This is a genomic window from Variovorax sp. Root318D1, assembly GCF_001424835.1.
Taxonomy (GTDB): Bacteria; Pseudomonadota; Gammaproteobacteria; order Burkholderiales; family Burkholderiaceae_C; genus Variovorax.
In genome coordinates, this window is sequence record NZ_LMCQ01000019.1 from 331,113 (window position 1) to 351,915 (window position 20,803).

Genomic DNA, 20,803 nt, shown 5'->3' on the forward strand with positions numbered 1-20,803 from the left:
CGCGTCGGCTATCGTCTCGCCCATGAATGCCTCCCTTCGCCTTGGCTGGCGCACCCTCTGGCGCGATCTGCGCGCCGGCGAACTGCGCCTCTTGATCGTTGCCGTGCTGCTGGCCGTGGCCGCGCTCACCGCTGTCGGCTTCTTTGCCGACCGGTTGCAGGGCGGCCTGCAGCGCGATGCGCGGCAACTGCTGGGCGGCGACGCGGTCATCGTGAGCGACAACCCGACGCCCCCGACGTTCATCGACCAGGCCCGTGCTTTAGGCCTGGAGGGAACCGGGACCTACGGCTTTCCGACCATGGCACGTGCCGACGACGCCCAGGGCGGCGCCAGCAAGCTGGTGGCGCTCAAGGCCGTGACTGCGGGATACCCTTTGCGCGGCAGCCTGCAGACCGCCAGCACCGGCGAGGCACCCGGCACCATCACGCGCGACATTCCGCCGCCGGGCGAGGCGTGGGTCGATGCCTCGCTGCTCGATTCGCTGGGGCTCAAGGTGGGCGACCCGCTGCTTCTGGGTGACACCAGTCTGCGCGTCGGCCGCGTGATCACCCTGGAGCCGGATCGCGGAGCGGGCTTCATGAGCTTTTCGCCGCGCGTGTTGCTCAACCAGGCCGACGTGCCGCGCACCGGCCTCGTCCAGCCCGCGAGCCGCGTTGGCTACCGGTATGCGGTGGCTGGCGACGATGCGGCCGTCAAACGCTTTTCCGACTGGGCCGAGGCCGCGATCAAGAAGGGCGACTTGCGCGGCGTGCGGCTCGACTCCTTCGAAGGTGGGCGGCCCGAGATGCGACAAACGCTGGACCGCGCAGAGAAATTCCTGAGCCTGGTCGCGCTGCTCGCGGCGCTGCTGTCGGCCGTGGCCGTGGCGTTGGCCGCGCGCGGCTTCGCGGCCAGTCACCTCGACGACTGCGCCATGCTGCGCGTGCTGGGACAGAGCCAGCGCACCATCGCACTGGCTTACTCCTTCGAGTTCGCGGTCGTCGGCCTTGCGGCCAGCAGCCTCGGCGTGGCGCTCGGCTTCGCCGTGCACTACGTCTTCGTCGTACTGCTCGCGGGGCTGGTCGAAACCGCGCTCCCAGCGGCCACCTTGTGGCCGGTGGCGTTCGGCCTGGGTATGGGGCTCACGCTGCTGTTCGCCTTCGGCCTGCCGCCGGTGCTGCAGCTGGCCCGGGTGCCTCCGCTGCGCGTGATCCGGCGCGACGTGGGCGGGCTCAAGCCCGCGTCGCTTGCGGTGCTGGGCATTGGCGTGGCTGGTTTCGCGGCCTTGCTGATAGCGGCCAGCAGCGACCTGAAGCTGGGCCTGATCGCTGTGGGCGGCTTCGCGGGCGCGGTGGCCGTGTTTGCGCTCTTGAGCTGGCTCGCGGTGAAGGTGCTGCGCCGCAGCGTCAATGAAACCACCGCGCCGCGTTGGCTGGTGCTGGCCACGCGCCAGATCTCAGCGCGCCCGGCCTATGCCGTGGTGCAGGTCAGCGCACTGGCGGTGGGCCTGCTGGCGCTGGTGCTGCTGGTGCTGCTGCGCACCGACCTGGTCGCGAGTTGGCGCAAAGCCACGCCGCCCGATGCGCCCAACCGTTTCGTGATCAACGTCATGCCCGACCAGAGCACCGCGTTCCAGAAGTCATTGCGCGATGCCGGCGTGAACAAGTTCGACTGGTACCCGATGATCCGCGGCCGGCTGGTGGCCGTGAACGGCAAGCCGGTGTCGCCCGACGACTACGTGGAAGACCGCGCCAAGCGGCTGGTGGACCGCGAGTTCAACCTCAGCAACAGCGTGCAGGCACCGCCGCACAACAGCATCGTCGCGGGCGTGTGGAAGCCTGACGCGCCAGGCGAAGTCAGCGTGGAAGAAGGCCTGGCCGAAACACTTGGCCTGAAGCTGGGCGACACGATGCGCTTTGACATCGGCGGCATGCAGAACGACTCGCGCATCACCTCGCTGCGCAAGGTCGACTGGGGCTCGCTGCATGCCAACTTCTTCGTGATGTACACGGTGGCCGCATTGCCCGATGTGCCCGTGACCTACATGGGTGCCTTCCGCGCGCCCGAGACCCGGGGCTTCGATAACGCGCTGGTGCGCAGCTACCCCAATGTGACCAACGTCGACATGAGCGCCACCATCAACCAGGTGCAGCGAGTGCTCGACCAGGTGGTGCGCGCAGTCGAGTTCCTGTTCGGCTTCACGCTCGCGGCGGGTCTGGTGGTGCTGTTTGCCGCGGTCACGGCCACACGCGAGGAGCGCGCGCGCGAGTTCGCGGTGATGCGCGCAGTGGGCGCGCGGGCCAGCCTGCTGCGCCAGGTTCAGCGCGCCGAACTCGTGGGCGTGGGCTTGCTCGCGGGCTTCCTGGCGAGCATCGTGGCCTCGGCCATCGGCTGGGGCCTGGCGCGCTATGTGTTCGACTTCACCTGGACCGCGTCGCCCATCGTGCCGGTGGCCGGTGCGCTCGCGGGCGCGGTGCTGGCGCTGGCCGCGGGCTGGTGGGGGCTGCGCGACGTGCTGCGCAGGCCGGTGGTCGATACGCTGCGGCGGGCGGCGGAGTAGGGGATGAAGAATCTTCCTGTCCAATAGAGGCATGGAATATCCACCGAACGAACTCGCGGAACGGCTGACCGAGCTCGAGATCAAGTCGAGCTATGCCGAGGATCTGCTGGAGCAGCTCAACATGACGATCTACCGTCAACAGCAGCAGATCGACAGCCTCATTCTTCAGGTCACGCAATTGAAGCAGCAGAGCCAGAACGCGGGGCAGGAGGGGGCGGCGCGCAATCTTCGCGACGAGCTACCGCCGCATTACTGAAGCCCGGTTCTATTTGGGCTGCGCAAGTTGCTTGTTCGGGGCGCGCTCCCGCCGGCGGGGGTGCCTTGCTCCGCGAATGTCCCCCGCCCTTCGGGCTCCTCCTTTATTTCGCTGCGCAATGCACCCCGCCAGCGGGAGCGTGATTCAGAGCAGTCGTTGATCAGCGGTACACCCGCAGCGTGCCCCAGTGCACAGGGCGCCGGGTGCTCCCCGCAGCGAAATAAAGGAGGAGGCGAAGCCGGGGGACATTCGCGGAGGGGAGTACCCGGTGGCCTGTGCACGCGCAAAGATTCAACCGTGCGAGTGCCAGAGCACCGCAAAGAAATGGCACGCACTGCCCGCCAAGACGAACAGGTGCCAGACAAAGTGCGCAAACCGCACCTTGCTATCGAACAGGAAAACCACGGCACCCGCTGTGTAGAAGAGTCCACCGGCCACGAGCCAGCCGAGCCCCGCGGGCGACATGCGTTCGTACAGCGGCACTGCCGCCATCAACGCCATCCATCCCATCGCCACGTAGAGGCCCGTCGACCACAACGGATGCTGCAGCCGATTGAACAGCTTGGCGCCCACGCCCAGCGCTGCCGCGGCGCAGATGGCGCCGAAAAGCGTCCAGCCCCACGGCCCTCGCAGCACGCCGAACAGGAACGGCATGTAGCTGCCTGCAATGAAAAGGTAGATGGCTGCGTGATCGAGCCGGTTGAACCACGCCTTGGCCCTGCCCATGGGCAGCGCGTGATACAGCGTGGAGATCAGGTACAGCACGATGGCCGTGCCCGCAAAGAGAGATGCGCCGACGATGCTCGCGGCCTGGCCCTTCTGCGCAGCGCTGTAGACCAGGATCGGCAGCGAAGCAATCGCAAGCAGCAGACCGAGGCCGTGGCTCAACGCATTGAAGATCTCTTCCAGCGTGGTCTGATCACGGGCCAGAGCAGGCCGCTTGTCGGTGTGGACTGGAATGGCTTGCTGCAGTTGCATCGGTTGTCGATTCGTCATTGGTAACAGAATCTCCTGGGTCGGATTTGGTTCCACGGAATTTCGTGAAGCCGGCAACTCATGTTACTTGACCTGCTGTTTGCCTAATTTACGCGCCAATGTGCGCCGATGCATGCCGAGACGCCGCGCGGTCTCGGAAATGTTGAAGCCGGTCTCGGCCAGAGTCTCGTGGATGCGCTCCCATTCGAGCGTCTTGATCGAGGTCGATCTGTTGGTCAGTTCCACCTCGGTGGTGCCGGTGGCGCGGCCGAAGGCGGCCTCGATGTCGTCGGTGTTCGAGGGTTTGGCCAGGTAGTGGCAAGCGCCGAGCTTGATCGCCTCGACGGCCGTGGCGATGCTGGCAAAGCCCGTCAGCACCACGATCAGCATCTTGGGGTTGTGCCGGTGCAGCATCCGCACGCAGGCCAGGCCCGAGGCTTCGCCGTTGAGTTTCAGGTCGACCACCGCGTAGCCGTAGCCGGGCGCGTGCGTCTGCAACAGGCGCTCGACCTCGTCGGCATTGCTCGCGTGCGTGACCGCGTAGCTGCGGCGCTCGAACGACTTGCCGAGCGTGCGCGCGAAGGCCGCGTCGTCTTCGATAATCAGCAACTGGCGCTCGGCTTCAGCGGTTTCCGTCATGGGCTTTCGTTTCGATGGTGTCGATGGCCTCAGCCTCTTCGCCAATGTCTTCGTCGTCGTCTTCCTCTTCCAGCACGATGGCCGCGAGAGGCAGCGTGATGGCCACGATGGCCCCGCCTTCGGGCCGGTTGTGCACCGCGACGCGGCCGCCCAGGGTGCGCGCCACGTTGACCACCAGGAACAGCCCGAGCCCGCCGCCCGGCCGGCCCTTGCTCGATTGGTATGGCTTGCCGAACTCCTTCAGGATGGACGGCAGGAATCCGGGGCCGGCGTCGGTCACGGTGAGGGTCAGCGCATCGGCGTCGTGCGCCACCTCGAAGCGCAGCCAATGCGGCGAGGCTTCCAGGGCATTGTCGAGCACGTTGCAGATCATCTGCTTCAGGGCCGAGTCGGAAACCATGGGCAGGTCCCGCCCAAAGCGGTTGTCGTAGTCGAACTCTTCGACCGGCCGCGTAGTGCGCCATTCCTCCACCAGGTCGTCGAGGAAGGTGCTCACCGTGGTTTCTTCCGATGACTCGCCGCGCGCTTCGCCGGCCGACAGCAGGATGCCGCTCACGATGCTCTTGCAGCGCTGGATCTGCAGTTCCATCTCGGCCACCTCGGTCAGCAGCTCGGGGTCGGAGCTGAAATGCGGCAACCGGCGCCAGTCGCCGAGGATCACCGCCAGCGTGGCAAGCGGCGTGCCGAGCTCGTGCGCGGCGCCCGAGGCGAGCAGGCCCATGCGCACGATGTGCTCTTCTTCCGACGCGCGCTGGCGCAGGTCGGCCAGCCGCGCATCGCGTGCGCGCAGGTTGCGGCTGATGCGCGTGATGAACACCACCAGCAGTGCCGCGTTGAGTGCAAAGCAGATCAGCATGCCCTGTACGTACGGACTCCAGAGTCCGCGGTCGTGGTCGAGCGGCAACGCGAGTGGGCGCGAGAAAAGCGCCAATCCCGCAAAGCAGAGGCTGGTCACGCCGACGATGGTCCACGTCGACCAGGCCTTGAGCAGCACCGCGCCCAGGATGACCTGCAGCAGGTACAAAAAGACGAACGGATTGGTGGCTCCGCCGCTGAGATAGAGCTGCGCCGTGAGCGTGGCCACGTCGACCAAGAGCGCGAGAAAGAGCTCGCCGTTGGTCACCGGGCGAAGGCTGCGCGAGCGCAGCAGGCTCACGCCGTTGAAGAGCGCAAGGCAGGTCAGCACCTGCAGCATGCGGTCGAGCGGCAGGTGAATGCCGAAGCCGTAGTGCACCACCAGGATGGTGGCCACCTGCCCGACCACCGCGAACCAGCGCAGCTGAATCAGCTGCTGCATGTTCTTGTGGCCGGTGGCGTTGTCCAGGCTTGCCACGCCCGCGCGCGGCGCGTGCAGCTCTCCCGCGACGGCGAGGGGCTCAGTCGCGTTGGGCATCTGAACGGGAGCGGGCTTGGACATCGGCGGTATTTTCGCCCCTGCGGCGGCGCCTGCGCCCCTCGCGCCAGGCGTAGGCTGCGGCGGCCAAGACCATCAGCGCCAGGCCGTACCAGGTGAGGGCGTAGACAAGATGGCTGTTGGGAAAGGCGATGACCGTGAGCCCGCCGGCGGGCCAGGCAGGCGCCGTCGCCGTGCTGGGTGAAGAGGGTGCGGCATCCGCATCGACGAAGTACGGCGCCGCATTGCCGAGGCCGCGCGCCGCCGCAATGGCCTGCACGTCGCGCGAGAACCAGCGCCCGGCGGCCGGCTCGTTGGTGCGCAGGAAACCGCCCTTGGGCTCGGTGATGCGCAGCAGTCCGGTCACGGTGGCTTCACCCTGCGGCTCGGTGGCCGCGCGCGCCGAGCGCCCCTGCGCTTCGGGCGGCACGAAGCCGCGGTTGACCAGCACGATGCTGCCATCGGCAGCGCGCAGCGGCGTCAGCACCCAGAAGCCGGCGCCGAGCCGGGTGCTGGCCTGCACCAGCGTTTCCTTGTCGTGGAGAAAGGTGCCGGCGAGGCGCACGCGCCGGTATTCGTCGGCGGCCGCGTTGACCTGCGCCCAGCGCTCGGGCCCGGGGGCATCGGCGGCCGGGGCATGCACGCGCTGCTCGACGCGGGCGATGAGATCCAGCTTCCAGGCCCTGCGTTCGACCTGCCAGGTGCCGAGAGCGAAAAAGCCGGCAAAAGCCAGTGCCGCGCAGACCGCCAGTGCCGCCCGGGCCGCCGCGGAGCGCTGGCGGCCGGCCGGCGTGTCGAGGGTTTGGGTGCTGTGGTCTGGCGGCGGGGGCGTCAAGGCATGTTCTTCATGTCGTGCACCGACATCGGCATCATGTTGGTGTTCATGTGGTACATGACCCAGAGCGACCCGGCCAGCGTGATCACGACGAGCACGATCGTGAAGATCAGTGCCAGCATGTTCCACCCGCTCTCGGACTTGGCATCCATGTGCAGGAAGTAGATCATGTGGACCACGATCTGCACCGCGGCAAAACCGAGGATGACCAGCGAGGTCGTGTGCGTGTTGGCGAGCACCTTGCCCATCACGAGCCAGAACGGAATCGCCGTCAGGATCACCGCCAGCACGAAGCCGGTCATGTAGCCCTTGAAGGTACTGTGGCTGACAGGGCCGTCGTCGTGATGGTCGTCGTGGCCGTGCGCTGCGGTTTCGGTGTGGGTGGTGCTCATGCCATCGATCCCATCAGGTAGACAAAAGTGAAGACGCCGATCCAGACCACGTCCAGGAAGTGCCAGAACATCGACAGGCACATCAGGCGGCGGCGATTGGCTGCGGTGAAACCGTGCTTGGGCAGCTGGAACATCAGCACGATGAGCCACACGATGCCGAATGTCACGTGCAGGCCGTGGGTGCCGACCAGCGCGAAGAACGACGACAGGAACGCGCTGCGCTGCGGGCCCGCGCCTTCATGGAGGAGGTGCGCGAACTCGTACAGCTCCAAGCCGATGAAGCCCGCGCCCAGGAGGCCGGTGATGGCCAGCCACACAAGCGTGCCGCCCATGCGCTTGCGTTGCATCTCGAGCACCGCAAAGCCGTAGGTGATGGACGAGAAGAGCAGCAGCGAGGTGTTGACAGCCACCAAAGGCAGATCGAACAGGTCGGCGCCCGAAGGACCGGCCGCGTAGCTGCGGCCCAGCACGCCATACACCGCGAACAGGCAGGCGAAGACCAGGCAGTCGCTCATCAGGTAGAGCCAGAAGCCCAGCAGCGTGCCGTTCTCGGGGTGGTGATCGTTGCCGACGTGGAACAGCTCGAACACGGGCGGCTTACCCGTCTGGTCGCTGTGGGCGTGGCCCGCCGCGGGAGAGTGGAGGACGGAGGTATCAGACATGGACGGCTCCCAGCAGGCGCGTGCGATCGCCCTCGGTGCGAACGACGTCTTCCGCGGGGATGTAGTAGTCGCGCTTGTAGTTGAAGGTATGGATGATCACGGCGGCCAGCATGGCGACGAAGCCGATGCCCGCCACGAGCCACATCTGCCAGATCAGCGCGAAGCCGCAGACCGCTGCCAGGGCCGCGATGACAAAGCCGGCGGCCGTGTTCTTGGGCATGTGGATGGGCGTGAAGCCTTCGAGCGGCCGCTCGTAGCCACGCTTCTTCATGTCGGTCCAGGCGTCGTTGTCATGGATGCGCGGCGTGAAGGCGAAGTTGTAGGCCGGCGGCGGCGACGAGGTCGACCACTCGAGCGTGCGGCCGTTCCACGGATCGCCCGTGGTGTCGCGCAGCGAATCGCGGCGGATGTAGCTCACCACCAGCTGGATCAGGAACGACGCGATGCCCAGCGCGATCAGCACGGCGCCGAAGGCCGCCACCTGGAACCAGATCTGCAGAGACATGTCCTGGAAGTGGCTCATGCGGCGCGTGACGCCCATCAGGCCCAGCACATAAAGCGGCATGAAGGCGAACCAGAAGCCGACGATCCAGAACCAGAACGAGCACTTGCCCCAGAACGGATCGAGCTTGTAGCCGAACGCTTTGGGGAACCAGTAGGTGATGCCCGCCAGCATGCCGAACAGCACGCCGCCGATGATCACGTTGTGGAAGTGGGCGATCAGGAACAGGCTGTTGTGCAGCACGAAGTCGGCCGGGGGCACCGCGAGCAGCACGCCCGTCATGCCGCCGATCACGAAGGTGATCATGAAGCCGATGGTCCACATCATGGGCAGCTCGAAGCGGATGCGGCCGCGGTACATGGTGAAGAGCCAGTTGAAGATCTTCGCGCCCGTCGGGATCGAGATGATCATCGTCGTGATGCCGAAGAACGAGTTCACGCTGGCGCCGGAGCCCATGGTGAAGAAGTGGTGCAGCCACACCAGGTACGACAGGATGGTGATCACGACCGTGGCGTACACCATCGACGCATAGCCGAAGAGGCGCTTGCCCGAGAAGGTGGAGACCACTTCAGAGAAGATGCCGAAGGCCGGCAGGATCAGGATGTAGACCTCGGGGTGGCCCCAGATCCAGATCAGGTTCACGTACATCATGGCGTTGCCGCCGAGGTCGTTCGTGAAGAAATTGGTGCCGACGTAGCGGTCGAGCGACAGCAGGGCCAGCACGGCGGTCAGCACCGGGAAGGCAGCCACGATCAGCACGTTGGTGCACAGGGCGGTCCAGGTGAACACCGGCATCTTCATCATCGTCATGCCGGGCGCGCGCATCTTCACGATGGTGGCCAGCAGGTTGACGCCGGAGAGCAGGGTTCCGACCCCCGCTATCTGCAATGACCAGATGTAGTAGTCGACCCCCACGTCGGGGCTGAAGAGAATGCCCGACAGCGGCGGATAGGCCAGCCAGCCGGTCTTGGCGAACTCGCCGACGAAGAGCGACGCCATCACCAGGCCCGCGCCGAAGGTGGTCATCCAGAAGCTGAAGTTGTTCAGGAACGGAAAGGCCACGTCGCGTGCGCCGATCTGCAGCGGCACCACGAAGTTCATGAGGCCCGTGACCAGCGGCATGGCCACGAAGAAGATCATGATCACGCCGTGGGCGGTGAAGATCTGGTCGTAGTGGTGCGGCGGCAAAAAGCCGGCGTTGTCGCCGAAGGCGATGGCCTGCTGGGCCCGCATCATGATCGCGTCGGCAAAGCCGCGCAGCAGCATCACCAGCCCGAGGATGATGTACATGATGCCGATCTTCTTGTGGTCGATGCTGGTGATCCAGTCGCGCCACAGAGTGCCCCACAGCTTGAAGTAGCTCAGGGCGCCGAGGACGGCAAGGCCGCCCAGCACCACGGCCGCAAAGGTCGCAAGCAAAATGGGCTCGTGGTAGGGAATCGCCTCCCACGTGAGGCGGCCGAAGATGAGCTTCGTCAGGTCAAGGTTCTCGAACATCGTCATTCTTCGGTGGTGCACATTGCCGTGACGTACTTGCGCGTCGGCGAACTGGAATTGATGCTGTCGGGCTGCCAGGCGTTTGCCTTGCTGGCCACATTGAAGGCGCCGGGCTTGCCCAGGCCGCCTTCGGCGTCGATGGCCATCATCTGCTTCATGCACATCTTGTTGCGGTCGACGCAACGGTTCAGGATGGCGTCATACAGGTCGGGCGCCACGCTGGCGTAATGGCGCACGGGGTCCCGCTCGCTCGGCGCTTCGAGCTTCACGTAGGTTTCGCGGGAGAGTTCGCCGTCCTTGCCGGCCTTGGCCTTCTTCACCCACTCTTCAAAGCCGTCGTTGGTCAGGCCGTGGAACTTGAAGCGCATGCCCGAAAAGCCCGCGCCGCTGTAGTTGGCCGAGAAGCCCTCGAACTCACCCGGCTTGTTGATGACCGCGTGCAGCTTGGTTTCCATGCCCGGCATGGCGTAGATCTGGCCGGCCAGCGCGGGAATGAAGAAGGAATTCATCACCGAGGTGGCCGTGATCTTGAACGTGATCGGCCGGTCGATGGGTGCGGCCATCTCATTGACCGTGGCAAAGCCCTGCTCGGGATAGATGAAGAGCCATTTCCAGTCGAGCGCCACCACTTCGACCACCAGCGGCTTGGCTTCGGCGGGAATCGGGCGCTCGGCGTCCAGGCGGCTCAGCGGACGGTACGGGTCGAGCGTGTGGGTGCTGATCCAGGTGATGGCCCCCAGCGCGATGATGATCAAGAGCGGCGCGGCCCAGATCGCGAGTTCGAGCTGGGTGGAATGATCCCAGTCGGGGCTGTAGTCGGCCTCCTTGTTCGACTGGCGGTAGCGCCAGGCGAAGAAGATGGTCAGCGCGATCACCGGGATGATGATGATCAGCATCAGCACGGTAGAGACGACGATCAGGCGTCCCTGCTGGTTGGCGATGTCGCCGGAAGGGTTCATGAGCACCGTGTTGCAGCCCGCCAGCAAGGCGAGGGGAAGCAACAGGAGCCATCGGCGAAGGAAGTGGAGGGTGGGCATGCCGAAGAGAGAGAAAGAGGTGCGTGGGCTGCGCAAAGACTCCACAATCTACGACCAAAGGCTCCCGCCGCCTATTGGACGTTTTGTCCTATGGCGGGAAACTCAGTTCGGTGAGACCCTTGGACCCCTGTTCAATGGCCTACCTTTGTCACTGCCGGTGACACCGAATTAAAAAACGCAATGACGACGACGTCCAGCATCAGTCCGCAAGGCGCACAGCCTGTGCCGAACACGTCCGGAAACGACGCCCGGCAGGGCGACGAACACTCGCACATCGCACCCGGCGAGATCGCCGTGGGCGTGATCATCGGCCGTGCGTCGGAATACTTCGATTTCTTCGTCTACGGCATTGCCTCGGTGCTGGTCTTCCCAGCGGTGTTCTTTCCGTTCGAGGCGCGGCTGGAGGGAACCCTCTACGCCTTCGTGGTTTTTTCCTTCGCTTTCATTGCGCGGCCGTTCGGAACTGTCATTTCAATGGCCATCCAGCGACGGTTCGGGCGAGAGGCCAAGCTGACCATCGCGCTGTTCGTGCTGGGCACTTCCACCGCGGGCATCGCTTTCCTGCCGGGCTACGCGAGCATCGGCTTCACGTCCATCGTGCTGCTGTCGGTGTTCCGCTTTGGCCAGGGCCTGGCGCTCGGCGGCTCGTGGGACGGCCTGCCTTCGCTGCTGGCGCTCAATGCGCCGCAGAACCGCCGCGGCTGGTACGCCATGCTGGGCCAGCTGGGTGCGCCGCTCGGCTTCTTCGTGGCCAGCGCGCTGTTCGCCTACCTGTACGCCAATCTGGCGCTGAAAGACTTTCTCGATTGGGGCTGGCGCTACACCTTCTACGTTGCGTTTGCGATCAACGTGGTGGCGCTGTTCGCGCGTTTGCGGCTGGTGGCCACCGAAGAATATTCCCGCCTGCTCGAAGAGCGCGAGCTGCAGCCCACCAGCGTGGTCGAGCTGGCCCGCTCGCAGGGCGCCAACCTGCTCATCGGTGCATTCGCGGCCCTGGCCAGCTATGCGCTGTTCCACCTGATCACCGTGTTCCCGCTGTCGTGGATCACGCTGTACTCCGACCAGTCGATCACCGAATTCCTCGTGGTGCAGATGATCGGCGCGGTGTTCTGCGCCGGCGGCATCGTGGCCTCGGGCCTCATTGCCGACCGCGTGGGCCGTCGCTTCACGCTGGGCGGCCTGGCCGCGATGATCGCGGTGTTCAGCGGCTTTGCGCCCACGCTGCTCGACGGCGGCCGCATCGGCCAGGACATCTTCATTCTGCTGGGCTTCGTGCTGCTCGGGCTTTCATACGGCCAAGCGGCCGGCGCCGTGACCTCGAACTTCGAGCCCAAGTACCGCTACACCGGTGCCGCACTGACGGCCGACCTTGCGTGGCTTATCGGTGCCGCCTTTGCCCCGCTGGTGGCGCTTGGCCTGTCGGCGAACTTCGGGCTGGCCTACGTGAGCGTCTACCTGCTCTCGGGCGCGGTCGGCACGCTGGCGGCGCTGGGGTTGAACCGGGCGCTGGTGCGCGACTGAGCGGCGGATCTCAGCCGTTTCTCCAAAGGGGCCGGTCGGCCCCTTTTTGTTTTCCGGCGCACAGGCTTAGGATCGCGCCATGTTTGCCGCCGCCATCTTCGACATGGACGGGCTGCTCATCGATTCGGAGCGGCCCATCATGGCCGCCTGGATCGAAGCGGCTCGCACGCTCGACATCGAGCTTTCGCACGCCCAATATCTGCAGGTGGTAGGCCTTGCCATTGCAGAGTCGGAGCTGATTCTCGGAACGCTGCTCGGCGGGCCTGAAGCCTATCGACATGCCATCGACCACGTCCGCAAGCTGCTCCAGCTGCAGCGCGCGGAGGGCCTTCCGATGTTTCCCATCAAGCCCGGCGCGGCCGAGTTTCTGGGTGCACTGCGCCAGCGCGGAACGCGCTGCGCCGTGGCATCGTCTTCGACCAGCGGTCAGATCCAGGCCTGCCTTGGCAGCCTCGACGTGCTTCATCATTTCGACGCGTTCGCAGGCGGCGACGAGGTGGTACGGGCGAAGCCCGATCCGGCGCTCTACTTGCTCGCGGCGGAGCGCCTGGGCGTGGACCCGGCGCAATGCGTGGCCTTCGAAGACAGCGAAAACGGCGCCAAGGCCGCACTGGCGGCAGGTCTCAGGGTCGTGATCGTGCCTGATCTCAAGCACCCGCCAGCTTCGATTGTCGAGCGGGCGTTCCATGTGCTCGACTCCCTGCACGAAGCCGTTGCCCATGTGCCGCGGTGGTTTCCCGGCCAAGTGATACGCACATGATCAAGATCGGGACCCTCTGCCACGTGCTCGACAGCTGCCTCGCGTCGCCGATGACCGAGCGCGCAGTCGGACGCATCGTGGAGGTGGTCTCCGCGCCTTACGAGGCGCCCAGCGAGCGCTACCTGCCCGGCACCTACTACGACGTGCTGTTCGAGGGCTGGACCTTCTATTGCCGCAGCGACAAGCTCGTGCCCATTTCCGATCCCGATGCGGATGTCGGCAACTGGGAAGACGAATTCATCGACGCTCCCGCCGGCCCTCCATCGAGAGCGCCTCAGAGCACTTCGTCGCGCAGCTGCGGAAACACCTTCGACACCTTGGCGAGCAGGTAGTCGCCGTAGCGGCCGCTGAAGGCGTGCACGTTGGCGCGGTCCCAGCGCTCGGCGCTGTCGTCGCGCGCCTCCGCGCCCGCGAGGCCTTCGATGCGCTGCACGCGCGCCTCGAAATTCGGATCGAAGAACAACGGGAACGAAAGCCGGTCGCGGCCCGAGGTGTTGCGCCTCACGCGGTGCGGCGTCGACTTGTAGAGCCCGCCGGTCATGCGGTCGAGCATGTCGCCGATATTGCAGACGAAGGAGCCGGGAATCGGCGGCGCGTCGATCCAGCCGCCAGGCGTGTGCACCGCGAGGCCGCCCACGTCGTCCTGATGCAGGATGGTGAGCTGGCCGTAGTCGGTGTGCTCGCCCACGCCCCATTGCACGTCCAGCCCTTCGGGCACGGGCTGCGAGGGGTAGTTGAAGAGGCGGAACAGGATCAGCGGATCAGCGGTGTAACGCTCGGCGAAATACTCTGCCGGCAGGCCGAGGCTCAGTGCAATGCCTTCCATCAGCCGGTGGCCCAGCTGCGTGACCGCCGCCATGTAGTCGAGGATGGTTTCGCGCAAGCCCGGCACGTCGGGGAAAAGGTTGGGCCCGTGCACCGGTGTCTTCGCCTGCACCAGCGGGTGCGAGGCGGGTAGCTCGGTGCCGAGGTAGAGGCCTTCTTTCCAGTCGGGCCGGCCCGAGGTGAGTTCGCCGCCGAGCGGGAAGAAGCCGCGCCAGGCACGCCCGCCCAGGGCCATGCGCCATTGCATCTTGGTTTCTTCGGGTAACTCGAAGAAGCGGTGGCTCAGCATTTCGAGCCGCTGTACCAGCGCCGCATCGACGCTGTGGCCCGTGACATAGAAGAAGCCGTGCGCGCGGCAGGCAGCGCCGATCTGCGCGGCCACGCCGTCGCGTTCGGGCGTGCCGGCCACGAGCGGGGCGACATCGATCACGGGGAGCGTGTGCGTATCAGTCATGATCGTAGAGAGGATGTCACGCGCCGCGCGCGAAGGGCGAACGGATGTCCGAAAGAAACTGCTGCGCGCGGGGGTGCTGCGGCCGGTTGAAAAAGTCGTCCGGTGTGGCGCGCTCGAGCACCTTGCCCTCGTCCATGAAGATCACGCGGTCGGCCACTTCGCGGGCAAAGCCCATCTCGTGCGTGACGCAGACCATCGTCATGCCGTCGCGCGTGAGGTCGCGCATCACGAGCAGCACCTCGCCCACCATCTCGGGGTCGAGCGCACTGGTGGGTTCGTCGAACAGCATCAGCGGCGGCTGCATGGCGAGTGCGCGGGCAATGGCCACCCGCTGCTGCTGGCCGCCCGAGAGCTCGCTGGGCCATGCGTTGGCCTTGTTCGCAAGACCGACGCGCTGCAGCAGAGCCATTGCGCGCTCTTCGGCCTCCTTGCGCGAGAGGCCGCGCAGCTGCATTGGCGCCATCGTGCAATTCTGCAGCACCGTGAGATGCGGGAACAGGTTGAACTGCTGAAACACGAAGCCGATGCGCGAGCGGAACGCGTTCACGTCGGTGCCTGGGGCATGGATGTCCTTGCCTTCAAAAAGAATGCGGCCCGACTGGATCGGCTCCAGGCGGTTGAAGGTGCGAATCAGCGTCGACTTGCCCGAGCCCGAGGGGCCGCACACCACGACCACTTCGCCTTTGTGGATGGTCTCGTTGATGTCGACCAGGGCCTGGTAGCTGCCGTACCACTTGTTGACGTTCTGGAGTTCGATCATGCGGACACCTTGGGGGCCGAAGTGAGGTTGGCCACGGACATGCCGCGCCGCGCGAGACGGCGTTCGAGCCAGTAGGCGAAGCGCGACAGCCCGAAGCAGAGAATGAAATAGGTGAGGCCAAGGATCAGGTAGATCTGCGCCGGCTTGGTAAACACCTGCGTGTTGATCTGCGTCGCGATGAACGACACCTCGGCCAGCCCGATGATGTAGCCGAGCGAGGTTTCCTTGATGGTCGAGACGAACTGGTTCACCAGCGAGGGCAGCATGCTGCGCAGCGCCTGCGGCAGCACCACGAGCCGCATCGCGCGGCCATAGTCCAGGCCCAGCGCGCGGGCGGTTTCCATCTGGCCGCGCGGCAGGCCCTGGATGCCGGCGCGCACGATCTCGGCAAGGTACGCCGCATCGAACACCACGAGCGCGATCAGCATGGTGGTGAACTGGTCGGTCTTCACGCCCGTCACGCTGGGCAGGAAGAAGTAGGCCCAGAAAATCACCATCAGCAAGGGAAGGCCGCGCACCACGAAGACGAAGCCCGTGACCGGCCAGCGCAGCCAGCGCCACGGGCTCACGCGCGCGAGGCCGAGCACGATACCCAGCGGCAGCGCGAGCACCAGGCCGCAGGAGGCGAGCAGCAGCGTGAGCACCAGCCCGCCGAGCGGGCCGTTCGGGTACTGCCCGATCAGGAAGTAGACCCAATAGTCGTTGATGATCTCTAGCATCAGAAATGGCCCCCGCGCTCGGCACTGCGTGTCCTCGCTGCCCCCCGAGGGGGCCGCTCGCGCCTTGGGGCGGCCCGGCGGCGCTCGAACGCTTTCATATGGTTCGCACCGGAAAGCGGTGGTGGTACCAGGTGGCAAGGCCGGTGATCGCGAGCGACACCGTCAGGTAGGCCGCGCTCGCGAACGCGAACGACTCGAAGCTACGAAAGGTCGCGCTCTCGACCTGCCCGGCCTGGTACATCAGCTCGGCCACGCCGATCACGGTGGCGATCGAGGTGTTCTTCCAGAGGCTCAGCGTCTGCGAGATGAGCGGCGGCACCGTCACGCGCAGCGCCTGCGGCAGCACCACGCGGCGCATGGTGCCCAGAAAGCCGAAGCCCAGCGCGCGGCCGGCCTCGAACTGCACGGTGGGAATCGCGCGAATGCCGCTGCGGATGTCTTCCGCCATGAAGGCTGCCGTATAGAGCGAAAGCGCAATGATGGCGCTGTAGGCCTCGATGTGCCCCGCATAGAGCCATTGCTTGATGCCCTCCGGCAGCAGCTCGGGCGCGCCGAAGTACCAGAACAGCATGTGGGCGAGTAGCGGGATGTTGCGGATCGTCTCCACGTATGCAAAGCCCAGCCAGCGCAGCGGAGCAAAGGGCGAGAGCCGAAGCAGCGCCACCACCAGCGCGATGGGCAGCGCCAGCACCAGCGAGGCCGCCAGCAGCTGCAGCGACAGCAGCAGGCCCGCGACCAGCATGTCGTGGTACTTGCCGGTGAGCAGCAACGAATAGTCGAACAGGGGCATTGGGGGGCGACAGTATCACTGCCGCGACCGATTGGCTTGGCTCCCTCCCCCGCTGGGGGAGGGTTGGGGTGGGGGCACGGCGGCGCTCAATGCGCCCGCAGCTTGTTCAAAGGCCGCTTGCCCCCATCCCGGCCTTCCGCCGGAAGGGGAAGGAGAAACACCCGAGATCAGTCGATCTTGTCGCTCTCAAGCTTGAAGTCGCGCGTCTGGAATCCGGAAGCCGTGTTCGGCCCATACCACTTGACGAAGATCTTCTGCGCTTCGCCCGACTTTTCGAGCTCGCGCAGCGTCTCGTCCACCACCGCCTTCAGTCCGCTCTCGCCCTTCTTGATGCCGATGGCCAGCGCCTCGGTGCTCAGGTTCTGCTTGAGCACGACGTACTTGGCCTTCTGCGGGCCGAGCTTGGCGTAGCTTCGCAGCAGCGCGGCCTCATCGTCCACATAGCCCACGCCCTTGCCCTGCTGCAGTGCCTGGAAGGCCTGCTGGCTGGTGTCAAAGGTCACAACCTCGGCCGTGGGCACGGCCTTGCGGATGTTGGGCTCCTGCGTGCCGCCGCGGATGGTCAGCACTTTCTTGCCGGCGAGCTGCGGCACGTCGGTGATGCCGCTGTCCCTCTTCACGATGGCCTTCTGGCCCGTGACGAAAGTGGTGAGCGAGAAGTCGATCTGCGCCTCGCGCTCCTTGTTGTGCGTAAGGCCTGCGGCCACCAAGTCGACGTGGCCCTGCTGCAGCTCGGGAATGCGCGCGGCCACCGCGATCTGCTTGAGCACCGGCTTCACGCCGATCTTCTTGGCAATGGCGTTCACCAAGTCGACTTCGTAGCCGACGATCTGTCGCGTCTTAGGATCGATGAAAGTGGCGGGCTCGTCGGTTCCGAGCACGCCGACCACGAGTTCGCCTTTTTTCTTGATGTCGGCGAGCTGGTCCGCGTGAGCAGCGATACCCGTCAGCAGGGCGGAGGTCGCGAGGGCCGCGGCAATGAGGTTCAAGCGCATGTTCTTCTCCTTCTGGGATGGCAGGGACGGGACCATATCAATAAAACCGTGGATTATTAAATCCTCAATCGACATATACATATGGGCGCCCGAATGCGCCTGATGTGGACCTGGGAATCGCGGGAATTCGAGCCCCTCGCGCAGCCCAGCGTGCGGCTGGAGGGATACTCCCGCCATGCAGATTCACGAAAAGCCACCCGTCGACACGCCCTTCGAATGGATCGGCGGCGAACCCAGGGTGCAGGCGCTGGTCGACCGCTTCTACGACCTGATGGAGCTCGAGCCGGCCTATGCGCAGCTGCGCGCGGTGCACGGCACCAGCTTGGACAATGCGCGCCAACGGCTCTTCTGGTTCCTGTGCGGCTGGCTCGGCGGGCCGCAGCATTACACCGACCGCTTTGGCCATCCGATGCTGCGCGCGCGCCATCTGCCGCAAAGCATCGGCGGCCACAGCATCGGCATCAAGGAGCGTGACCAGTGGCTGGCCTGCATGGACCAGGCGATGGGCGAGACCGGTGTGCCCGAGGCGCTCCGCGCGCGGCTGCGCGATTCGTTTTTCCAGACCGCGGACTGGATGCGCAACCGCGGCGAGCAATAAACAGACAACAACTCCGAGAGCATCTTCTTCATGAATTCCATCGTCATCATCGGCGGCGGCCATGCCGCGGCCCAGCTTTGCGCCGGATTGGCCCAGGCGGGGCTGGGCGCCAACGTGCACCTCGTCTGCGAGGAGGCCTGCGAGCCCTACCATCGCCCGCCCTTGTCCAAGGCGTTTCTCAAGAGCGCCGAGGAAACCACACAGCCGCACAAGGCCGCCGACTGGTACCGCGAGGCGGGCATCACGCTGCACCTGGGCGACGCAGCAGTCGCCATCGACCGCGAAGCGCACACCGTCACGCTGCGCTCCGGCGCCGTCCTGCCCTGGGAGCGGCTGGTGCTGGCCACCGGCACGCGTGCGCGCCAGATGCCTGACCTGAAGCCGGGGCTGGAGAACGTCGCCAGCCTGCGCGCTGCCGATGAAGCGCATCGCCTGCGTTCGCGGCTTGCCGATACGCAGCAAGTCACGGTGCTGGGCGGTGGCTTCATCGGACTCGAAGTGGCAGCCACGGCCAAGGCGCTCGGCAAGAGCGTGCAGGTGATCGAAAGCGCGCCGCGGCTGCTGGGCCGCGCCGTGTCGCCCGAGCTCTCGGCCCATGTGCTGGCCACGCATCGCGCGGCGGGCATCGACGTCGTGCTTGGCGCGCGCACCGGAGCGTTCGAGATCGAAGGGGAGCGGCTGGTTTCGCTCCAGGTCAATGGCGTGAAGCAACCGGTGGATCTGCTGCTGCTCGGCATTGGCGCGGTGCCCGAAACCGCGCTGGCGCAGGCCGCCGGCATCGAATGCGCCGACGGCATCGTGGTCGATGGCCACATGCAGACCAGCGCGGCCGACGTGCTCGCTGTAGGCGATTGCACGCGCTTTCCCGATCGGCGCGCCGGGCGCGCACTGCGGCTCGAATCGGTACAGAACGCGAGCGACCAGGCGCGAACCGCGGTCGCCACGCTGACCGGCGCTGCACGGCCGCACGACGCCGTGCCGTGGTTCTGGTCCGACCAGGGCAGCCTGCGCCTGCAGATGGTCGGCCTGGTGCCGGCCGAAGGCACGCCGGGATTGACCAGCGTGCGTCGGCCGGGCCCCAAGCCCGATGCGTTCTCTCTGTTCCACTATGTCGACGGGCAGCTGGTGTGCGTCGAATCGGTCAATGCGCCGGTCGATCACATGATGTGCCGCAAGTTGCTCGAAGCGGGGCGCAGCCCCGCGCCCGAAGCGGTAGCCGACGCGGCCGTTCCGCTCAAGAATCACCTGGCATAGCCGTCACCCCGGTGGCAGCCTCGAAGTGAGCGAGGGACGGGGGTGGGCCCATTCAGCGCCGCGCCGGCGCCAGCAGCACCACCAGGGCGCCCGCGCCGCCCTCGGCCGGCTTGGCCTGCACGAAGGCGATCACCTCGTTCTTCTGGATCAGCCAGCGCTGCGCCTTGGTCTTGAGCACCGGCTGCTTGCCCGGTGAGCCCAGGCCCTTGCCGTGCACCACGCGCACGCAGCGAAGCCCTTGCTTGTACGCATTGCGAATGAAGCCGCCGAGCGCCTCGCGTGCCTCGTCGCTGCGCAGGCCGTGCAGGTCGACTTGCGCCTGGATGCTCCAGTCGCCCTTGCGCAGCCGCGCGGTCACGTCGGTGCCGATGCCCGGGCGGCGAAAGCTCATGGCGTCGTCGACGTCGAGCAGGGTCGTCACGTCGAATTCGTCGGACAGCGATTCGCGCAGCACGCGCTGCTCGTCGAGCTGGTGCTGCACGGGGATGGGTGCCGGAGGCTCGGGCGCGAGCGGCACGGCAGCCTTGCGGCGAAGCGGCTCGGTGGCGCCGATGGCGCGCGTGAACAGGTCTTTCTCGGCGGCGCGCTTGCGTTCTGCCGCGGCCTTGGCGGCGGCTGCGGCCGCTTCGCGCTCGCGGGTTTCGGCCAGCGTGCGCTGCACCTGCTTCAGGTCCGCCAGGTTCTTGATGGGTGGCGTGCGGGAAGCCATCAGAGCAGCCCTTTCTCGGCCATGGAAAAAGCCTGGCCGGCGCTGACGATCACGTGGTCGAGCACGCGCACGTCGATCAATGAAAGCGCAGCGCTGAGCGTTTGGGTCAGCGTCTCGTCGGCCCGGGAGGGTTCGATGCTGCCGCTCGGATGATTGTGCGACAACACCACGGCCGCGGCCCGGTGGTGCAGCGCGCGCGTGACCACCTCGCGCGGGTAGACGCTGGTCTGGGTGAGCGTTCCGCGAAACAGCTCTTCGAGCACGATGAGCCGGTGCTGCGCATCGAGAAACAGCACCGCAAACACCTCGTAAGGGCGCGACCCGATGTGCAGCTGCAGGTACTGCTTGACGGCCCCGGGCGAATCGAACACCGCCCGCTCCTTGAGGCGCTCGGCCATCGCACGGCGCGCCAGCTCGAGCACCGCGATGAGTTCGGCGCGCTTGGCGTCGCCGCCCATGCCCTTGATCACCTTGAGATCCTCGGCGCCGGTCTGGAGCAGCCCTGAAAGGCCTCCGAAGTGGTCGAGCAGCTCCTGGGCGAGCTGCAGCACGTTTTTCCCGGCCACGCCCGTGCGCAGCAGCAACGCCAGCAACTCGGCGTCGGCCAGCGCGCCGGCACCCCGCGCGATGAGTTTTTCGCGCGGGCGGGCGTGGGCGGGGAGATCCTTGAATGCCATCGAAAACCTGGTGA

The 20,803-nt window shown here is 66.1% G+C and carries 22 protein-coding genes; 7 read left to right on the plus strand and 15 right to left on the minus strand.

The annotated features are described in order from the left end of the window. Positions 1-22: 22 nt before the first annotated feature. Positions 23-2,539, plus strand: a complete 2,517-nt coding sequence (locus ASC78_RS15930) for an ABC transporter permease (protein WP_055802982.1) — start codon at positions 23-25, stop codon at positions 2,537-2,539. Positions 2,540-2,570: 31 nt separating this feature from the next. Then, positions 2,571-2,795 (plus strand): SlyX family protein, encoded by a 225-nt coding sequence (locus ASC78_RS15935; protein WP_055802984.1) that lies wholly within the window; start codon positions 2,571-2,573, stop codon positions 2,793-2,795. Between the two features lie 291 nt (positions 2,796-3,086). On the opposite strand, the gene trhA is transcribed toward ASC78_RS15935, so the two are convergent. The 8 genes from trhA to cyoA all read right to left on the minus strand — a co-directional run bounded on the left by trhA (position 3,087) and on the right by cyoA (position 10,727). After that, complete coding sequence (trhA, locus tag ASC78_RS15940) at positions 3,087-3,773, minus strand: PAQR family membrane homeostasis protein TrhA (protein WP_055802986.1); 687 nt, start codon at positions 3,771-3,773, stop codon at positions 3,087-3,089. An 81-nt stretch (positions 3,774-3,854) separates the two neighbouring features. Next, a complete protein-coding gene (locus ASC78_RS15945) occupies positions 3,855-4,409 on the minus strand; it encodes a response regulator transcription factor (protein ID WP_055802988.1) in 555 nt (184 codons plus the stop codon). Then, positions 4,393-5,802: an ATP-binding protein gene (locus ASC78_RS15950; RefSeq protein WP_055802990.1), complete on the minus strand. Its 1,410-nt coding sequence runs from the start codon at positions 5,800-5,802 to the stop codon at positions 4,393-4,395. The genes ASC78_RS15945 and ASC78_RS15950 overlap by 17 nt, the downstream gene beginning before the upstream one ends. Beyond that, entirely contained in the window at positions 5,786-6,637 is an 852-nt protein-coding gene (locus tag ASC78_RS15955; protein WP_055802992.1) for an SURF1 family protein, read from the minus strand. The genes ASC78_RS15950 and ASC78_RS15955 overlap by 17 nt, the downstream gene beginning before the upstream one ends. Next, positions 6,634-7,029 (minus strand): cytochrome o ubiquinol oxidase subunit IV, encoded by a 396-nt coding sequence (gene cyoD / locus ASC78_RS15960; protein WP_055802994.1) that lies wholly within the window; start codon positions 7,027-7,029, stop codon positions 6,634-6,636. The genes ASC78_RS15955 and cyoD overlap by 4 nt, the downstream gene beginning before the upstream one ends. Further along, positions 7,026-7,691 (minus strand): cytochrome o ubiquinol oxidase subunit III, encoded by a 666-nt coding sequence (cyoC, locus tag ASC78_RS15965; protein ID WP_055802997.1) that lies wholly within the window; start codon positions 7,689-7,691, stop codon positions 7,026-7,028. Before cyoC ends, cyoD begins: the two co-directional genes overlap by 4 nt. Continuing rightward, the gene (gene cyoB, locus ASC78_RS15970; RefSeq protein ID WP_055802998.1) at positions 7,684-9,696 is read right to left on the minus strand and encodes a cytochrome o ubiquinol oxidase subunit I; all 2,013 of its coding nucleotides are present in this window, start codon (positions 9,694-9,696) and stop codon (positions 7,684-7,686) included. The genes cyoC and cyoB overlap by 8 nt, the downstream gene beginning before the upstream one ends. Then, the gene (gene cyoA / locus ASC78_RS15975; RefSeq protein WP_055803000.1) at positions 9,693-10,727 is read right to left on the minus strand and encodes a ubiquinol oxidase subunit II; all 1,035 of its coding nucleotides are present in this window, start codon (positions 10,725-10,727) and stop codon (positions 9,693-9,695) included. Before cyoA ends, cyoB begins: the two co-directional genes overlap by 4 nt. A gap of 180 nt (positions 10,728-10,907) precedes the next feature. Between cyoA and ASC78_RS15980 the strand changes: the two genes are divergently transcribed. The 3 genes from ASC78_RS15980 to ASC78_RS15990 all read left to right on the plus strand — a co-directional run bounded on the left by ASC78_RS15980 (position 10,908) and on the right by ASC78_RS15990 (position 13,340). Beyond that, entirely contained in the window at positions 10,908-12,248 is a 1,341-nt protein-coding gene (locus ASC78_RS15980) for an MFS transporter (protein ID WP_055803001.1), read from the plus strand. Between the two features lie 79 nt (positions 12,249-12,327). Further along, positions 12,328-13,008: an HAD family hydrolase gene (locus ASC78_RS15985; protein ID WP_055803003.1), complete on the plus strand. Its 681-nt coding sequence runs from the start codon at positions 12,328-12,330 to the stop codon at positions 13,006-13,008. Next, a complete protein-coding gene (locus ASC78_RS15990) occupies positions 13,005-13,340 on the plus strand; it encodes a hypothetical protein (protein ID WP_055803005.1) in 336 nt (111 codons plus the stop codon). The genes ASC78_RS15985 and ASC78_RS15990 overlap by 4 nt, the downstream gene beginning before the upstream one ends. Here ASC78_RS15990 and ASC78_RS15995 read toward each other — a convergent pair. From ASC78_RS15995 to ASC78_RS16015, 5 genes are all read right to left on the minus strand, one after another. Further along, the gene (locus ASC78_RS15995; RefSeq protein ID WP_055803007.1) at positions 13,283-14,287 is read right to left on the minus strand and encodes an isopenicillin N synthase family dioxygenase; all 1,005 of its coding nucleotides are present in this window, start codon (positions 14,285-14,287) and stop codon (positions 13,283-13,285) included. The genes ASC78_RS15990 and ASC78_RS15995 overlap by 58 nt on opposite strands. Positions 14,288-14,303: 16 nt before the next feature. After that, positions 14,304-15,047, minus strand: a complete 744-nt coding sequence (locus ASC78_RS16000) for an amino acid ABC transporter ATP-binding protein (protein WP_055803010.1) — start codon at positions 15,045-15,047, stop codon at positions 14,304-14,306. Then, positions 15,044-15,766, minus strand: a complete 723-nt coding sequence (locus tag ASC78_RS16005) for an amino acid ABC transporter permease (RefSeq protein WP_055803012.1) — start codon at positions 15,764-15,766, stop codon at positions 15,044-15,046. The genes ASC78_RS16000 and ASC78_RS16005 overlap by 4 nt, the downstream gene beginning before the upstream one ends. A gap of 94 nt (positions 15,767-15,860) precedes the next feature. After that, positions 15,861-16,556, minus strand: coding sequence for an amino acid ABC transporter permease (locus ASC78_RS16010; RefSeq protein ID WP_055803014.1), 696 nt, complete (start codon positions 16,554-16,556; stop codon positions 15,861-15,863). Between the two features lie 167 nt (positions 16,557-16,723). Then, entirely contained in the window at positions 16,724-17,551 is an 828-nt protein-coding gene (locus ASC78_RS16015; RefSeq protein WP_055803437.1) for an ABC transporter substrate-binding protein, read from the minus strand. Positions 17,552-17,726: 175 nt separating this feature from the next. Here ASC78_RS16015 and ASC78_RS16020 point away from each other — a divergent pair, with 175 nt between their 5' ends. Continuing rightward, positions 17,727-18,149: a group II truncated hemoglobin gene (locus ASC78_RS16020; protein ID WP_055803016.1), complete on the plus strand. Its 423-nt coding sequence runs from the start codon at positions 17,727-17,729 to the stop codon at positions 18,147-18,149. Between the two features lie 30 nt (positions 18,150-18,179). Next, the gene (locus ASC78_RS16025; RefSeq protein ID WP_055803018.1) at positions 18,180-19,403 is read left to right on the plus strand and encodes an NAD(P)/FAD-dependent oxidoreductase; all 1,224 of its coding nucleotides are present in this window, start codon (positions 18,180-18,182) and stop codon (positions 19,401-19,403) included. A gap of 52 nt (positions 19,404-19,455) precedes the next feature. Here the strand turns inward: ASC78_RS16025 and ASC78_RS16030 are convergent, their stop codons facing one another. After that, the gene (locus tag ASC78_RS16030) at positions 19,456-20,112 is read right to left on the minus strand and encodes a Smr/MutS family protein (RefSeq protein ID WP_055803020.1); all 657 of its coding nucleotides are present in this window, start codon (positions 20,110-20,112) and stop codon (positions 19,456-19,458) included. After that, positions 20,112-20,789: a RadC family protein gene (radC, locus tag ASC78_RS16035; RefSeq protein ID WP_055803022.1), complete on the minus strand. Its 678-nt coding sequence runs from the start codon at positions 20,787-20,789 to the stop codon at positions 20,112-20,114. The genes ASC78_RS16030 and radC overlap by 1 nt, the downstream gene beginning before the upstream one ends. Positions 20,790-20,803: the final 14 nt, after the last annotated feature.

Excerpts from the sequence above, each read along its gene's own strand:
- ASC78_RS15930 (WP_055802982.1), top strand. The coding sequence starts at position 23 with ATGAATGCCTCCCTTCGCCTTGGCTGGCGCACCCTCTGGCGCGATCTG.
- ASC78_RS15935 (WP_055802984.1), top strand. The coding sequence starts at position 2,571 with ATGGAATATCCACCGAACGAACTCGCGGAACGGCTGACCGAGCTCGAG.
- trhA (WP_055802986.1), bottom strand. The coding sequence starts at position 3,773 with ATGCAACTGCAGCAAGCCATTCCAGTCCACACCGACAAGCGGCCTGCT.
- ASC78_RS15945 (WP_055802988.1), bottom strand. The coding sequence starts at position 4,409 with ATGACGGAAACCGCTGAAGCCGAGCGCCAGTTGCTGATTATCGAAGAC.
- ASC78_RS15950 (WP_055802990.1), bottom strand. The coding sequence starts at position 5,802 with ATGCCCAACGCGACTGAGCCCCTCGCCGTCGCGGGAGAGCTGCACGCG.
- cyoD (WP_055802994.1), bottom strand. The coding sequence starts at position 7,029 with ATGAGCACCACCCACACCGAAACCGCAGCGCACGGCCACGACGACCAT.
- cyoC (WP_055802997.1), bottom strand. The coding sequence starts at position 7,691 with ATGTCTGATACCTCCGTCCTCCACTCTCCCGCGGCGGGCCACGCCCAC.
- cyoB (WP_055802998.1), bottom strand. The coding sequence starts at position 9,696 with ATGACGATGTTCGAGAACCTTGACCTGACGAAGCTCATCTTCGGCCGC.
- cyoA (WP_055803000.1), bottom strand. The coding sequence starts at position 10,727 with ATGCCCACCCTCCACTTCCTTCGCCGATGGCTCCTGTTGCTTCCCCTC.
- ASC78_RS15980 (WP_055803001.1), top strand. The coding sequence starts at position 10,908 with ATGACGACGACGTCCAGCATCAGTCCGCAAGGCGCACAGCCTGTGCCG.
- ASC78_RS15985 (WP_055803003.1), top strand. The coding sequence starts at position 12,328 with ATGTTTGCCGCCGCCATCTTCGACATGGACGGGCTGCTCATCGATTCG.
- ASC78_RS15990 (WP_055803005.1), top strand. The coding sequence starts at position 13,005 with ATGATCAAGATCGGGACCCTCTGCCACGTGCTCGACAGCTGCCTCGCG.
- ASC78_RS15995 (WP_055803007.1), bottom strand. The coding sequence starts at position 14,287 with ATGACTGATACGCACACGCTCCCCGTGATCGATGTCGCCCCGCTCGTG.
- ASC78_RS16000 (WP_055803010.1), bottom strand. The coding sequence starts at position 15,047 with ATGATCGAACTCCAGAACGTCAACAAGTGGTACGGCAGCTACCAGGCC.
- ASC78_RS16005 (WP_055803012.1), bottom strand. The coding sequence starts at position 15,766 with ATGCTAGAGATCATCAACGACTATTGGGTCTACTTCCTGATCGGGCAG.
- ASC78_RS16010 (WP_055803014.1), bottom strand. The coding sequence starts at position 16,556 with ATGCCCCTGTTCGACTATTCGTTGCTGCTCACCGGCAAGTACCACGAC.
- ASC78_RS16015 (WP_055803437.1), bottom strand. The coding sequence starts at position 17,551 with ATGCGCTTGAACCTCATTGCCGCGGCCCTCGCGACCTCCGCCCTGCTG.
- ASC78_RS16020 (WP_055803016.1), top strand. The coding sequence starts at position 17,727 with ATGCAGATTCACGAAAAGCCACCCGTCGACACGCCCTTCGAATGGATC.
- ASC78_RS16025 (WP_055803018.1), top strand. The coding sequence starts at position 18,180 with ATGAATTCCATCGTCATCATCGGCGGCGGCCATGCCGCGGCCCAGCTT.
- ASC78_RS16030 (WP_055803020.1), bottom strand. The coding sequence starts at position 20,112 with ATGGCTTCCCGCACGCCACCCATCAAGAACCTGGCGGACCTGAAGCAG.
- radC (WP_055803022.1), bottom strand. The coding sequence starts at position 20,789 with ATGGCATTCAAGGATCTCCCCGCCCACGCCCGCCCGCGCGAAAAACTC.